Source organism: Paenarthrobacter nitroguajacolicus, from assembly GCF_007786235.1.
Lineage (GTDB): Bacteria > Actinomycetota > Actinomycetes > Actinomycetales > Micrococcaceae > Arthrobacter > Arthrobacter nitroguajacolicus_A.
Genome location: NZ_VNFK01000002.1, coordinates 137,748 through 150,650 on the forward strand (window position 1 = coordinate 137,748; position 12,903 = coordinate 150,650).

Annotated in this window: 13 protein-coding genes; 3 read left to right on the forward strand and 10 right to left on the reverse strand. The window is 64.6% G+C overall.

The features are described 5' to 3' along the window. Positions 1-7: 7 nt before the first annotated feature. Positions 8-1,144 (forward strand): serine hydrolase domain-containing protein, encoded by a 1,137-nt coding sequence (locus FQP90_RS02640; protein ID WP_144648193.1) that lies wholly within the window; start codon positions 8-10, stop codon positions 1,142-1,144. A gap of 6 nt (positions 1,145-1,150) precedes the next feature. Here the strand turns inward: FQP90_RS02640 and FQP90_RS02645 are convergent, their stop codons facing one another. The 7 genes from FQP90_RS02645 to FQP90_RS02675 all read right to left on the reverse strand — a co-directional run bounded on the left by FQP90_RS02645 (position 1,151) and on the right by FQP90_RS02675 (position 8,341). Continuing rightward, on the reverse strand, positions 1,151-1,771 hold the full coding sequence (locus FQP90_RS02645; protein ID WP_144648194.1) for an L-threonylcarbamoyladenylate synthase: 621 nt from the start codon (positions 1,769-1,771) through the stop codon (positions 1,151-1,153). Between the two features lie 20 nt (positions 1,772-1,791). Further along, positions 1,792-2,658, reverse strand: coding sequence for an ABC transporter permease (locus FQP90_RS02650; RefSeq protein ID WP_280115937.1), 867 nt, complete (start codon positions 2,656-2,658; stop codon positions 1,792-1,794). Further along, entirely contained in the window at positions 2,648-3,643 is a 996-nt protein-coding gene (locus tag FQP90_RS02655) for an ABC transporter ATP-binding protein (protein ID WP_144648195.1), read from the reverse strand. The genes FQP90_RS02650 and FQP90_RS02655 overlap by 11 nt, the downstream gene beginning before the upstream one ends. Then, the gene (locus FQP90_RS02660) at positions 3,640-4,776 is read right to left on the reverse strand and encodes a LolA family protein (RefSeq protein WP_144648196.1); all 1,137 of its coding nucleotides are present in this window, start codon (positions 4,774-4,776) and stop codon (positions 3,640-3,642) included. The genes FQP90_RS02655 and FQP90_RS02660 overlap by 4 nt, the downstream gene beginning before the upstream one ends. Before the next feature lie 129 nt (positions 4,777-4,905). Continuing rightward, the gene (locus FQP90_RS02665) at positions 4,906-5,976 is read right to left on the reverse strand and encodes an SIS domain-containing protein (RefSeq protein WP_144648197.1); all 1,071 of its coding nucleotides are present in this window, start codon (positions 5,974-5,976) and stop codon (positions 4,906-4,908) included. 29 nt (positions 5,977-6,005) lie between these two features. Continuing rightward, positions 6,006-6,914, reverse strand: a complete 909-nt coding sequence (locus FQP90_RS02670; RefSeq protein WP_144648198.1) for an N-acetylglucosamine kinase — start codon at positions 6,912-6,914, stop codon at positions 6,006-6,008. Next, the gene (locus tag FQP90_RS02675; protein WP_144648199.1) at positions 6,911-8,341 is read right to left on the reverse strand and encodes a sugar porter family MFS transporter; all 1,431 of its coding nucleotides are present in this window, start codon (positions 8,339-8,341) and stop codon (positions 6,911-6,913) included. Before FQP90_RS02675 ends, FQP90_RS02670 begins: the two co-directional genes overlap by 4 nt. Before the next feature lie 112 nt (positions 8,342-8,453). Here FQP90_RS02675 and FQP90_RS02680 point away from each other — a divergent pair, with 112 nt between their 5' ends. Then, complete coding sequence (locus FQP90_RS02680) at positions 8,454-9,185, forward strand: GntR family transcriptional regulator (protein ID WP_144648422.1); 732 nt, start codon at positions 8,454-8,456, stop codon at positions 9,183-9,185. Positions 9,186-9,212: 27 nt separating this feature from the next. Here FQP90_RS02680 and FQP90_RS02685 read toward each other — a convergent pair whose 3' ends face one another. From FQP90_RS02685 to kynA, 3 genes are read right to left on the reverse strand one after another with little or no spacing between them, the layout of a single operon-like run. After that, positions 9,213-10,076 (reverse strand): PaaX family transcriptional regulator, encoded by an 864-nt coding sequence (locus FQP90_RS02685; protein WP_144648200.1) that lies wholly within the window; start codon positions 10,074-10,076, stop codon positions 9,213-9,215. Further along, positions 10,073-11,311 carry a kynureninase gene (kynU, locus tag FQP90_RS02690; protein ID WP_144648201.1) on the reverse strand — a complete coding sequence of 413 codons (1,239 nt, stop codon included), beginning with the start codon at positions 11,309-11,311 and terminating at the stop codon, positions 10,073-10,075. Before kynU ends, FQP90_RS02685 begins: the two co-directional genes overlap by 4 nt. A gap of 37 nt (positions 11,312-11,348) precedes the next feature. Continuing rightward, positions 11,349-12,218 (reverse strand): tryptophan 2,3-dioxygenase, encoded by an 870-nt coding sequence (gene kynA, locus FQP90_RS02695; protein ID WP_144648202.1) that lies wholly within the window; start codon positions 12,216-12,218, stop codon positions 11,349-11,351. A 109-nt stretch (positions 12,219-12,327) separates the two neighbouring features. On the opposite strand from kynA, the gene FQP90_RS02700 reads away from it, so the two are divergent. Further along, the gene (locus FQP90_RS02700) at positions 12,328-12,846 is read left to right on the forward strand and encodes an HAD domain-containing protein (RefSeq protein ID WP_144648203.1); all 519 of its coding nucleotides are present in this window, start codon (positions 12,328-12,330) and stop codon (positions 12,844-12,846) included. The last annotated feature ends 57 nt before the right edge of the window (positions 12,847-12,903 follow it).

Below are 12,903 nucleotides of genomic sequence, written 5' to 3' on the forward strand. Positions count from 1 at the left end.
AGCCCATGTGCGAGGACGTCCGGGGCGGGGGATCCTGTCAGCCGCACTGGCGTGCGGCCTGCTGGTCAGTGGTTGCACCGACGAGCCGGTGCCGCTGCCGCCTGAGTCGACCACAGCCGTGCCGACGACGACGGCAACCACTCCGCCGGACGTAGTGACGCCCGCCCCGCCTGCGGTCCCGACACCCACCGTGGCAAGTCCGACGGAGACTGCATCAACACCGGCCTTCCAGGAACTTCGCGCGACCCTGGAGCTCTTCAGCCGGGAGAAACTGCAGGAAGGCGCCTCAGCGATCCTGATCAAGGCCAAGGTCGGCAGCCAGGAGTGGACGCATGCCGCCGGTGTCAGGAGCCGCGACGGACGTGTCGCCGCCCAACCCGGTGACCGCTTCCAAGTAGGTGGCCAGGTCCGGACCATGATCGCTGTTTCTGTGATGAAGCTCGTCGACGAGGGACGGTTGCGTTTGGACGACGCCATCACCACGCTTCTGCCCACGGCCATCGTCCCGGCAACGAATCCGGTGACCATCCGCCAGCTCCTGGGAAACAGGGTGGACCTGCCTGGAGCCCAGGCAGATGCCCTGCTGGCACAGGTGGTGGAGCAGCTTCGCGGGGCACCGCTGGACGCTGTGCTCCGAACGGACATTCTGGCGCCGCTGAACCTCGGTTCGACGGGGCTGCTGGGGGCCAACACCGGCGTGCCCGACGACTTGGTCCACGGCTACGTCCGGATAGGATCCGACACGGTGGATGTGACCAGCCCTGGCACGCCGGGCAGTGCTGCGTCCGCTGGCCTGATGTCCTCGGTGGAGGACATCACCAGGTTCCAGGCCGCGCTGTTGAACGGACAGTTGATGTCCCCACAGAGCCTCATCGATATGAAAAGCACGGTGTTCGCCGACTACGGACTGGGCCTGGACCATTGGCACGACCGCTGCACCAACGGGACCTACTTCGGTCATGCCGGCGACGTTCCCGGGTACGGGAGCATCGCCATCAGCAGTGCGGACGGTAACCGCCAACTGGCCATTTTCATGGCCTATCCGCCACTGCCTGCAGCACAGCAGCCCTCGGCCCTCGCCTTGGAGATGACAGGGGTGGCGCAAGTTGCCTTGAACACCGTCTGCCGGTTCCAGTTCCGCTGAGGGACTCTATTCGAAGCGCGAAGGATCGCCGGTTCCGCGTCGGACCACTTCTGCGACGCCGCTGGAGAAATCGATCACCGTGGTGGGCTCAGAGCCGGTATCGCCGGAATCGATGACGGCGTCCACCTCGTTGTCCAACCGTTCCTTGATTTCCCAGCCCTGGGTCAAGGGCTCCTCCTGGTCCGGCAGCAGGAGGGTGCTGGAGAGCAATGGTTCGCCCAATTCGGCGAGGAGTGCCTGAACCACCTTGTGATCCGGAATGCGAACGCCCACAGTTTTCTTCTTGGGATGGAGGAGTCGCTTGGGAACTTCCCGCGTGGCCGGGAGGATAAACGTGTAGCTGCCCGGAGTGACGGCTTTGATGCTCCGGAACACGTCGTTGTCGATCATGACGAACTGCCCCATCTGGGCGAAGTCCTTGCACACCAACGTGAAGTGGTGTTTGTCGTCCAGGTGGCGGATGGTCCGGATGCGGTCCAGCGCTTCCCTGTTGCCAATCTGCGCGCCGAGCGCGTAGCAGGAGTCGGTGGGGTAAGCGATCAAGCCGCCGTCCTGCAGCATATGGACCACTTGGCCAATGGCGCGCGGTTGGGGATCTTCCGGGTGGACGTCAAAGAATCTGGCCATGGGAAGAGCCTACGACAAAGCTATGACAAGACGTCCTTGTTGGAGAATTTCGCGTAGGCCAGCGCGCCGCAGACAGCGATGTATCCGGCCTGCAGCAGCGCGTTCTCACCAAACGACGTCCAGGCGATCGGCTGCCGAAGCAGATCGGCGAACCCCAGCCAGTGGTGGCTGAACAGCCATGGATGCAACCATTCCAGCTGCGGCAGGTTGTCCAGGACCTGTGAGACCACGGAAAGGACAATCGTCGCAGCCATTGCCCCCACCGGCACATCCGTGAACGTTGAGATCAGGAGTCCGATCGCGGACAACCCCAGCAGGGAAACGGTAATGTACGCAGCGATCAGCAGCGATCTCAGGGCCGACTCGCCCACGCTGATGGTGTCACCTGACAGCAGTGTCACCGGCCCCACGGGAAAAAGCACGACGCCGGCCAAGGCACCTGACGCTGCCACCGTCGCCGTGGCGGCAAAACAGAATGCGACGGCCCCGGCATACTTCACCAGCAGCAGGCGCACCCGCCCGGCAGGCGCCAGCAACAGATATCGCAAGGTCCCGAGGTTGGCCTCTCCGGCGATGGTGTCTCCGGCCACCACCCCGATGGTGAGGGGCAGGAACAACGGCACGCACACCACCAAGGCCGTCACTGCCACAAACAGGCCGTTTTGCGTGATGCGGTCCAGGAACAGTGGACCGCGTCCGGGCGTAGCGGGCCGGGACGATAACTTCACGGCGACGGCAATCAGGATGGGAACGGCAGCGAGGGCGATCAGCATGGCCCAGGTGCGGAGCCGGCGGAAAAGCACAGACAATTCCGAGGCGAGGAGTGCCCACCCGGCCCCGGGGCCAGCGGTGGCAACGGACGAAATCCCGGCAGCTTCAGCCGACAACGTCGAACCCCTCTCCGGTCAACGACACAAAGCGATCTTCCAAGCTTGCGTTTTCCACAGTGAAGCCACGGACCCGGACGCCATCTGCCACCAAGGCAGCCACGATCGACTCCGGTTCCACCCCATTGAGCCCGGTGCCCAACAGCGCCGTGGCCTCCCGTGGACTACCTGGGCCCGGAGCCTCGCCGGGGACAAGCCCCAGGCGTGCCAGGACGCGGGCAGCACGTTCGACGTCGGGCGTTTGGATGAGGACGTGAGCCTGCCCGGAGGACCGCAGTTCGTCCAGCGGCCCTTGGGCTACCAACCGGCCGGCGCTCATGACGCCAACGTGGGTGCACATTTGCTCAACTTCGGCCAACAAGTGGCTGGAGACAAAAACGGTTGTCCCACCGGCGGCCAAGGAACGAACCAGGCCCCGGACCTCGCGGGTGCCTTGGGGGTCCAGCCCGTTGGTTGGTTCGTCGAGGACCAGCAGTTCCCGTGGCCTCAGCATGGCGTTCGCCAAGCCCAGCCTTTGTTTCATGCCCAAGGAATACGCCCGGACCTTCTTCCCGGCAGCGTGGCTGAGTCCTACCCGGTCCAAGGCGTCGTGGACCCGTTGCCGCCTCGTGGCTGACGGTGCGTGGCGGTCGGCGGAGTCCAGGCGCAGGAGGTTGCCCGCGCCCGAAAGAAAAGGGTAGAAGCCCGGGCCCTCCACCAAAGCGCCAACATCAGGCAGCACCGAAGCCAGGGCACGCGGCATCTCCCGACCAAGGACGCTGATGTCACCGCTGTTGGGTGTCGCTAAGCCCAACAGCAGCCGGATGGTGGTGGTCTTCCCGGAACCATTCGGCCCCAGGAAGCCGAAGACGGAACCGCGCGGCACCGAAAGGTCGATGCCGTCCACAGCCGCCCGGTGACCGAAGCGTTTGACCAGGCCCCGGGTTTCTATGGCAAGGCCGGCCGCGACTGGCGGCCCGGGCTCGTGGGGGTCGGTTGCCTTCACTGGGCGGCAGCGGCTGACTGAAGCCGATCCAGAGGCACCATGCCCACAAAGATGCGGCCGTCGTCGAGAATGAGGACGCTCAGCAGAGACGATGTCAATGCCCTGCCGCCGGAAACGGGCTGAAGCATCTGGGCGAGCTGGGGACTGGACATGAGCTCAGCCGGAGCAGAACCTGCCGGCAGTGCGACAACGGCGCCCCAGCCTTCGCCGGAGACGGTGGCCCCATGCTGTTTAGGGTCCGCCTGGCCGAAGGCTTCCGGCGTGGCATCAGGCCCGGGGACCGCGGAGTCGGGCTCCGGCGCTGGCATGGACGGTACCGGTTTGGCGGGCAGCGCTTTCTCAGTGACCGTCGCGCCGGGCGGGGGCGTGAAGTTGAACAGCCCGGCGTCCGGAGTGGATAGATTCAGTTCCGTAAATGCCAGGGAGTAGGCAGGCTCGTCTTGTCCATTGGCCCGCACTTGGACGCCCAAGGGGAGCCCCGTCTCTGCATCCACGTCGATATCCACCGTATCAACCAACGTTTCGGCACTGCGAGGGTTGAGGCTCAGGCGGTAGGCGCTCCGGCCAGCGACCGATGACGAGCCTCCCACAGTCACCTCGGTGGTGGCATCAATGGCTGCGAGGAAGCGTTTCGCCATGGCCTCCGGAGTGGGCATATCCGGCCGTGGAGACGCGGAAGGAAGAGACTCCCTGAGTTCGGCCCTTGACGGCACCGGGACGCTCAGGTGGGTGGCGCTGTTGTCCGCCGAGTTGTAGAACCAGGCATCCCCACCATTGACCACGAGGTCACGTTCAGCCATCGGATCCAGGATTTGCACCCGCGCCTTGAACGGACCGTCCACGTAAACCCGGGCCGTATGGGAGCCTGTCAGGAGCTCCAGCGCAGACGCAGTACCGGGGGCGATACCAGGACCAACAGCTGGCACTTCGGGAAGTCCCAGCTCAGACGCCTGCTCCACCGTGCCGGACAGGGCGCGCACCTCGGTCCGCGCGATCATGGCGAGGACTTCGTCAGCTGACTTGGGTGGAAGGGATACAGTGGCGCCTGCTTGGACTGAACCGAAGAGGACTGCCACCGCCAAGGCAAGTGGAATCAGGAGAGCTGGCAGCCAACGCTGCCTGGCCCGTGCCATTGCTACCAACCACCGCATGTGAAAGGCATAAATCCAGATTACTCCGGATACCTACGGGCACCACCCCGCCAGCGGCTGGATACGGTCCAGGCTGGATGTGCCGAACCGTACCCAATCCGCGAAGGGCGGCTACCAGGTTTGCGTGACCTTCAGCAGGCCGCGCGGGGCGTCGGGATCATTGCCACGTGCCACCGAAAGCTGGAGTGCGAGCAATTGAAGGGGCAGGATCTGCAGGATGGGAGAAAGCTCCTCTGGCACACCCGTCGGCAACGGCAGCACCAGTCCGTCCCGCAGTGCAGCAGTGGGATCACCCACGACGCACACATGCGCGCCCCGGTCAGCCAGCCGTTCCAGAACAGGACGCATGGCCGCCCCACCGATGCCTTCCGGGACCACTGCGACGACGGGGTGCTGGGAATCGATCATGGCGAACGGACCATGCAGCAAATCCGCACCGGAGAAGGCCTGTGCAGGAAGGTAGGAAGTCTCCATGAGCTTGAGTGCACCTTCCCGGGCCGTGGGGTAGGAGTAGCCGCGCCCCGTGGTGATGATGCGATCGGCAAACCGGTACTTGCCGGCAATGTCCACGACGGCGTCGTCTTCCAGCACTGTCGCCGCCCACTCCGGAAGCCGCCTGGCGTCGTCAGCCGAACCACCACCCCAGGCTTCGATCAGCAACCACAGCGCCAGGAGTTGCGCGGTGTAGCTCTTGGTGGCCGCCACGGCGGATTCTTTTCCGGCCTGAATGTCCAGATGGTGTTCGGCGGCGCCGGCCAGCGGCGAATCCGGCGAGTTGGTCACAGCCACAGTGAGGGCGCCCAGGCGGCGGGCTGCCGCCGTCGACTCCACCAGGTCCGGGGAGCCGCCGGACTGGCTCACTGCCAGCCAGAGGACACCGTCCAACGTCGGAGCGGCACCGTAAGCGGTGAGGGTCGACGGCGACGCGAGGCCCACCGGCAGCCCAAGCTTGATTTCGATGAGGTACTTCGCGTAAAGCGCGGCGTGGTCGCTGGTTCCGCGTGCGGCCAGCAGGACAAAACGCGGGGCGGCCTTCTTGATGATGTGAGCCATGGCGCTGAACTGGTGCAGGCCGGAATCGAGCAGTCCGGCAAGCACCTGCGGCTGTTCGCCGATTTCGCTGGCCATCAGGAAACCGGGAGCGGCCTCCATGGGTGCGGGGGAGTCGGAAATGATGGTCATGGGTTCCTGTCTGGGTAGGAGGGTGGGAATCAGTCCTGGATCAGCTGGCGGGCCAGTTCCACCGCACCGTGGACGGGTGCCTGCGTCAGGATCCGGATGGACGACGGATCTTCCAGGGAGAGTTTGCGGGCAACGGCCCCGGCGAGTTGGCTTTGGTTCACCAAGAGGGCGCCGGCCATGACCAAGGGCAGGTCCAAGCCCAGTTCACCCATCACCTGCCGGGCCAAAGTGGCCAGCGAGTGGGCGGCTTCGGCCTGGATCCTCAAAGCCGCGGGATCGCCCTCGGCTGCCAGGTCCAGGACCAGTGGGGCCAATCCCGCCCAATGGTCCGGCTCTGGCTTGGCGTAGAACGAATCCATGAGCTGCAAAGCGTCAGCGCTTGCGGTGGCCGCCATCAGTGCCCGGACCAGCGTGCCGGGCTCCAAGCCGGCGTAATACTCGCGGAGAGCCTCGCGAACAGCGTCCCGGACCACGGAGTAACCGCCACCTTCGTCACCCAGCAGGTAGCCGTAACCTCCGCTGCGGGCTTCGCGTCCGTCACGGCTCCTTCCCCATGCCACGGAGCCGGTGCCCGCCACCACCACGGCGCCGGCGTCCAGGCCTGCTGCAGCCAGGACTATGCGCGTGTCATGGACGACGTCGATCCTGGCACCGGGGAAGTGTTCCGTCAGCAGGGCGGACAGGACAGCCCGGCTCGCCGGGGTGTCCGCGCCGGCGGCACCGACGCAGACGGCTTCAATTCCGCCGCCGACGCTCGTAGCGATCCGGCGCAGCACGGCGTCGGCTCCTTGGTGGCCCACCGACGACAGGTTGGCGCTGGCTTCGGTAATTTCGACGCCGGAACCACCTGGGGGCGCTGTGTTCGGCTGCCGGTCGTCCCACCGCACGGCGTGTGTCTTGGAGCCCCCGATGTGGAGGCCCAGAACCGCCGGCGTCACCGGACTGCCGCCGGTTCGGTGATCTCGCCCAATGGCGTCTTGCCGGCCTCAGCCTCAGGCCACTTCCCGCCGTTTTCCCAGAACTGCTGTATTTCTTCCAACTGACGTCCCTTCGTTTCGGGTGCGAACTTGCGGACAAACATAAAGCCGAGGATAGCCAGTACGCCGAACACAGCGAAGGTTCCCGCACCGCCAAGTCGCTGAAGCATCGTGAGGAAGAATGCCGCCACCAGCACGTTGGCCACCAAATCGGACGTCAGCATGGCGCTCGCCCCGAGTGATCGCAGCCGTGACGGGAAACTCTCACCGGCGTAAACCCACACCAAGGCACCGAAGCCGAAAGTGAATCCAACGGTGAACAGCAGGACCCCGAGGAAGCCCAGCACGGTGAGGAGCCCGCCGAAGTCCTGGCCAGCGATGAAGACGCCCACCAACAGGACGTTGGCCACGACCATCATGCCGATGCCGGTCAGGAGCACCGGGCGGCGGCCCAGCCGGTCCACCAGAGACAGAGAGACGAAGACGGCCGCAAGTGCGGCAACCTGAACCGCGGCCGGGAGGAGCAAAAGCGCTGCGTTGCCACTGAAGCCCATAGCTTCGAAGATTCTGGGGCTGTAATAGACCACGGCGTTGATGCCGGTGATTTGGATGAAGAAGCCCAAGCCCACAACAAACACGGTGGCCCTCAGGTAGGGGGTGCGCAGCATTTCACGAATTCCGCCACCGCGTTCTTCGCGGATGGCGCGCTGCATCTCGGCAAGTTCAGCCTCCACGTCGGTGTCCGGCTCGATGGCGCTGAGTGTCTTCCTGGCGTCTGCGGTCCTGCCTCGCATCATGTACCACCGCGCGGTGTCAGGGAGCTTGATGACGATGGCCAGGACAATCACCGCGGGAACCGCGGCCAGGCCCAGCATCCATCGCCAGGAGCCGGTGCCCGCCAGGGCGTAGGCGGCGACGTATCCGACGATGATGCCGATGACCGTGGCCACCTGGTAGGCAACCAGCAGCGCTCCACGGACTTTTGCCGGAGCCGACTCTGCTACGAAGACCGGAACCACCACCACGGAGACACCGATGGTCAAGCCAAGGAGGAGGCGTGCGATCAGCAGCGTGGGAACGTCGTTGGACATCGCGCTGAGGATGGCGAAGAGCGCGTACCCCACGGCGAGCCCCACCATGCAGGCCTTGCGGCCCAATCGGTTGGATAGCCAGCCACCCACCAGGGCCCCGAGGACTTCGCCAGCAACCACGGCGGTGGTGACCAGTTCCTGCTGGGAGGTGGTGAGGTCGAACTGCTTCGTAATGAACAGCAGGGCACCGGCGATGTTCGACATGTCGTAGCCGTAGATCACGCCAATGGTGGCGGCAGCGCCGCCCACCAGGAGCCCGAGCCGGGGTGTTTGCCGTAGGTCGTGCAGGATCGACATCTTTGTCCCTTGAATCTGTGGAAAAGTAGGGTCTTGCCGGAGGATTTCCGGAATTGGTTTAGACCAACCTGCACAAGATTGGCATAGACCAATCATGTTGTCTACAAGTAGGATGTCCAATATGTCCGCAGATGCCGCGCCAGCGACCCCAAAGTACTATCTCCTCAAGACCGAGGTGCTGGGACTCATAGCCGGGCTGCAGCCGGGCACGCTGATCCCCACGGAGCGTGCCCTGGCGGAGAAGTATTCGACATCCCGTACCACGGTCCGGCAGGCCATCAGTGAGCTCGTGGCGGAGGGAAGGCTGGGCCGCATCCAAGGGCACGGAACCTTCGTGGCTCCGCCGAAAGTGACCCACGTCCGGCAGCTGACATCGTTCTCGGATGATGCCCGAACGCAGGGGCTGCGGCCGGACTCCCGGTTGATCGCCCTCGATGTCGTCAAGTCTGACGCCGACGTCGCAGGCCATCTGGGGCTAAACCAAGGAGATCCGGTGACCCGGCTTGAGCGCATCCGCTTGATAGAGGGGGAGCCGTTGGCGCACGAGACAGCCTGGCTGCCCGGCAAGCTGCCACGATTCAAGTCGAATCTCGCCAAGGCTGGTTCGCTCTATGCAGTGTTGGCCGATGCCTACGCCATCAATATCGCCGACGTTGAGGACACGGTGGAGACCGCACTGGCCGGTCCAGCCGATGTCAGGCTGCTGGGAATCGAAATGGGGGCACCCTTGCTGGTGGTCCATCGCCTGGCCCGTGACGCCGCTGGCGCCCCGGTGGAGTGGACCCGCAGCGCGTTTCGCGGGGACAGGTTCCGGTTTGTATCGCGAGTGAAGGCCGGAGGTTGACCGCCCCTTTCCTGCCGGTGACCGCCGTCAGGAAGCCGTAACCCCTGCTGTTTCCTTCAAAGTACGGCGAACGAACTCCGCGCTCGGCTCCGCATAGGCGGCCACGATCCGGCGGAACAGATCCGCGCCTTCGCCCCCGGGCCAGTCCTCAGGTAGGAACGCGGACGGGAGGCCTGGATCGAGGTACGGAATGATTCGCCACCGGTCAATGCACTGGACATAGGTGGCAAAGGCATCGGGAGAAGAGTGCACGGCCGCACCGGCACGCGCGGCGCCGGCTGCGCCGTGCTCCCGGATAAAGTCGTTGTGCAATTCGGCCACTGCGTCCAGGTCCCACCACTTGGAAGCGGCATCCCGGAGGCTGCCACCCACCAGCGGGGTGTCAGTCACGAAAATCGTTGCCATGTCCCGCAACTCCAGGTCCGACAGGATTTCCTCGACCTCAACACGCAACGAGTCCGGGCAGATCCAGAGGCCGGCCGCCACCGTCCCACAGCCAATCCAGTGGAGCCTGCGGCGCAGCTGATGGCGCTTCTCCCGCTCCGTCTCCGGGATGGAGAAAGAGATCAGGCACCAGGGATCCGAAGCCGACATGCTCCGTGGGTGGTAGATTCTGCGGTCGCCACGGGCCAGCATGGCGGAGGCCCCGTCGGTGAGGGTGAAGCCTGGGACGCCATTGCGGACCTCCTGCATCACAACGTCCTTCTTGCGCAGGCGCCCCAGGGCCGTCCGGGACACTGTCCCGGACGTGCCCAGGGCCGCCATCAGAGCAACGATGTCCTTGGCCGACATCCATCCGCCAGCGTCCCGCAGATACAGGCCGATGACCGTTCGCAGCAACGACGTTGTGCTCCCGGGACGGGAGTCCATGTCGTCAAGGACGGCGCTCACAGCAGTTCGGAGAGGGCGTCGCGAATGGCTGCCACTCCCAGCTCAACCTCGGCGTAGCTCGTGCTCAGCGGGGACAGCCCAATGCGCAGGCCATGCGGAGGACGGAAGTCGGGGATGACCCCCTTCTCCCAGAGTTTGGCCGTGACGTCAGCGAAGAGCGGGTGGTCCACGGTGATGTGCGAGCCACGCTCAGCAGGATCCCGCGGGCTCACGATCTTCACGCCGAGCGGTACCAAAAGCTCCTCGGAGAGTGCAATGGCGTACTCAGTGAGCTTGATTGATTTCTCGCGCACGGCGTCCATGCCCACGGAGGCAATCAGCTCAACCATGTCCTTGAGGGGCTGCATGGCCAACACGGGCGGCGTTCCTGTGATGAACCGACGCATACCCTGTGCAGGACGATAGGAGTCGGTCATGCCGAAGGGGTTGTCGGCGCCCATCCACCCCCAGATCGGCTGTTGCAAACGATCCTGCTGCGAAGCATTCACGTAGCCGAAAGCGGGTGATCCCGGTCCGCCGTTGAGATACTTGTACGTGCAGCCGACTGCGAGGTCCACGTCCCAGGCGTCCAGTTCCAAGGGCACGGAACCAACAGAGTGGCAGAGGTCCCAGAGCATGAGGGCACCGGCTTGATGCACCTTGGCGGTGATACCCTTGGCGTCCGCCAGGAACCCTGAACGGTACGCAACATGGCTGAGAACGACGACGGCGGTCCGCTCGCCGAGCAGTCCGTCCAGGTCGGCTTCGCGTACACCGCTGGCAGGGTTGGCGGCGATCCACCTGATGCTGGCCCCGCGCTCCTTGGCGATGCCCTCGATGATAAAGCGGTCCGTGGGGAAGTTGTCGCGGTCGATGATGATTTCGTCCCGGCCCGGCTGGGCGTCCACGGCTGCGCGGATCATCTTGTAGAGCATCACGGAAGTGGAGTCGCCAACGGTGGTTTGGCCAGGGGCTGCGCCGAGGGCCACTTCGCCGATGCGGTCGCCCACAGCCGTGGGCTCGTCCATCCACTGCTCGTCCCAGCCGCGGATAAGGCGGCTGCCCCAAGCGTCATGAACGAACGAAGCGAGATTTCCGGCCGTTGCCTTCAGCGGGCGCCCCAATGAGTTGCCGTCCAAATAGGAGGTGAGTTGGTCGGCGTCGGGCGCATAGAAGGCGTCACGCTGGGCGGCGAGCGGATCGGCGGCATCCAGTGCGGCCGACGTTGGCCGCTGGGTTTCCTGTGCGGTGGTCATGGTTCCTCCTGGGAGAGTGTGGTTCAGGGGTGGTTGCTTAGTTACCGATCTCGGTGCGAACGGCGTAGAGCTCAGGGAAGAACGTCAGGTCCAGGGCGCGCTTGAGGAAGTCGACGCCGGATGAGCCGCCGGTTCCCACTTTGAAGCCGATGGTGCGTTGGACGGTCCGGAGGTGGCGGAACCGCCACGCCTGGAAGTTGTCCTCGATATCCACCAGGTCCTCGCAGGCTTCGTAGAGACCCCACGGCGTATCGTCGGATTCGTAGATCTTCTGGAAGACCGGGACGAGGTCCTTGCGGAACGTCCATGGCTCGCTCTTGTCACGCTCAAGGATGTCGGTGGGGATGTCGTAGCCGGCGCGTGCAAGGACGGCCAGGAACGCGTCGTACAGCGTGGGCTCCTCCAACAGCGTACTGAGCAGGGCGTGGGCCTCGGGCTCGCTTTCGAAGACGCGCAGCATGCCTCGGTTCTTATTCCCCAGGAGAAATTCGACACCGCGGTACTGGTACGACTGGAATCCGGAAGAGCTTCCCAGGAAGCCCCTGAACTGCGCGTATTCGCGGGGAGTGAGCGTTCCGAGGACGGACCATTGTTCGGTCATGGTGCGCTGGATGGCCTTGACACGGGCGATGCACTTAAGCGCCTTGCCCAGGTTGTCGGCGTCGAAAAGCCTACGGGCCTCCAGCAGTTCATGCAGGACCAGCTTGAGCCAGAGTTCGCTGGTCTGGTGCTGAATGATGAACAGCAGTTCGTCGTGGTGTTCCGGCTCGCTGAGCGGGTGTTGAGAGCTGAGCAGGTGGTCGAGGTCCAGATATCCGCCGTACGACATCGCGTGCCGGAAATCGGTGCGGACAGTGTCCTCAATCGGGCGGACGCTGTGGGCGGACTGGACTGCGGGCTTTTCCATATCCCGAGATTATCACTTCCATGACGAACGTCAAGAGATTGATTTGCCTCTCGATGTCACTCGGGTCCCGTAGTCTGATCCTCAACCGTTTGGGGAAGGGGGAGCGACCATGGATTCCGTCCGAGGCGCCGTGACGCCGGTGTCCATCTACTTGGATGTCGACGGCGTGGTGAACCCCTTCAGTCCGTTGGGAACCACCGACTGGGGTGGGGAATGGACCATTGCCGATGCTGGCATCCTGGAGGTTGCCTACGCGCCCGAGGCAGTGTCTGAGCTCAACGATCTTGCAGGCCATCCCGCAGCGCGCTTCGTCTGGCTCACAACGTGGGAGCGCCTCGCCCCTGAGTTTCTCTGCCCCGCCATCGGCCTGAAGGGCCAGGACTGGCCCGTACTGTCCAGCCAAGGCTGGGACGAGGGCCCTGAGTGGTGGAAACTGGTGGCCCTCCAAAAAGATGTGGCCGCCTCCGGCAGCGAGCGGATCGTCTGGCTCGACGACCAACTCCGCCACGAGTCCGACGCCCGCTCGTGGGCCGAGTACCAGCAAGACCGTGTGCTTTGCATCTCACCGGATCCCCGCAAGGGTCTGTCCCGTCGCGACCTCGCGGCGGTGCGGGCGTACCTGGGCTGAACCGGGGTCCCGGTACGTTTGTCCGCTCACGGGATGGCACGTAGGATTCTTAAGGTT

What these genes read in the sequence shown, in the direction of transcription:
- kynA (WP_144648202.1), bottom strand. Translation starts at nt 12,218, where the DNA reads ATGGAAAAGCCCGCAGTCCAGTCCGCCCACAGCGTCCGCCCGATTGAG.
- kynU (WP_144648201.1), bottom strand. Translation starts at nt 11,311, where the DNA reads ATGACCACCGCACAGGAAACCCAGCGGCCAACGTCGGCCGCACTGGAT.
- FQP90_RS02665 (WP_144648197.1), bottom strand. Translation starts at nt 5,976, where the DNA reads ATGACCATCATTTCCGACTCCCCCGCACCCATGGAGGCCGCTCCCGGT.
- FQP90_RS02660 (WP_144648196.1), bottom strand. Translation starts at nt 4,776, where the DNA reads ATGGCACGGGCCAGGCAGCGTTGGCTGCCAGCTCTCCTGATTCCACTT.
- FQP90_RS02675 (WP_144648199.1), bottom strand. Translation starts at nt 8,341, where the DNA reads ATGTCGATCCTGCACGACCTACGGCAAACACCCCGGCTCGGGCTCCTG.
- FQP90_RS02680 (WP_144648422.1), top strand. Translation starts at nt 8,454, where the DNA reads ATGTCCAATATGTCCGCAGATGCCGCGCCAGCGACCCCAAAGTACTAT.
- FQP90_RS02645 (WP_144648194.1), bottom strand. Translation starts at nt 1,771, where the DNA reads ATGGCCAGATTCTTTGACGTCCACCCGGAAGATCCCCAACCGCGCGCC.
- FQP90_RS02700 (WP_144648203.1), top strand. Translation starts at nt 12,328, where the DNA reads ATGGATTCCGTCCGAGGCGCCGTGACGCCGGTGTCCATCTACTTGGAT.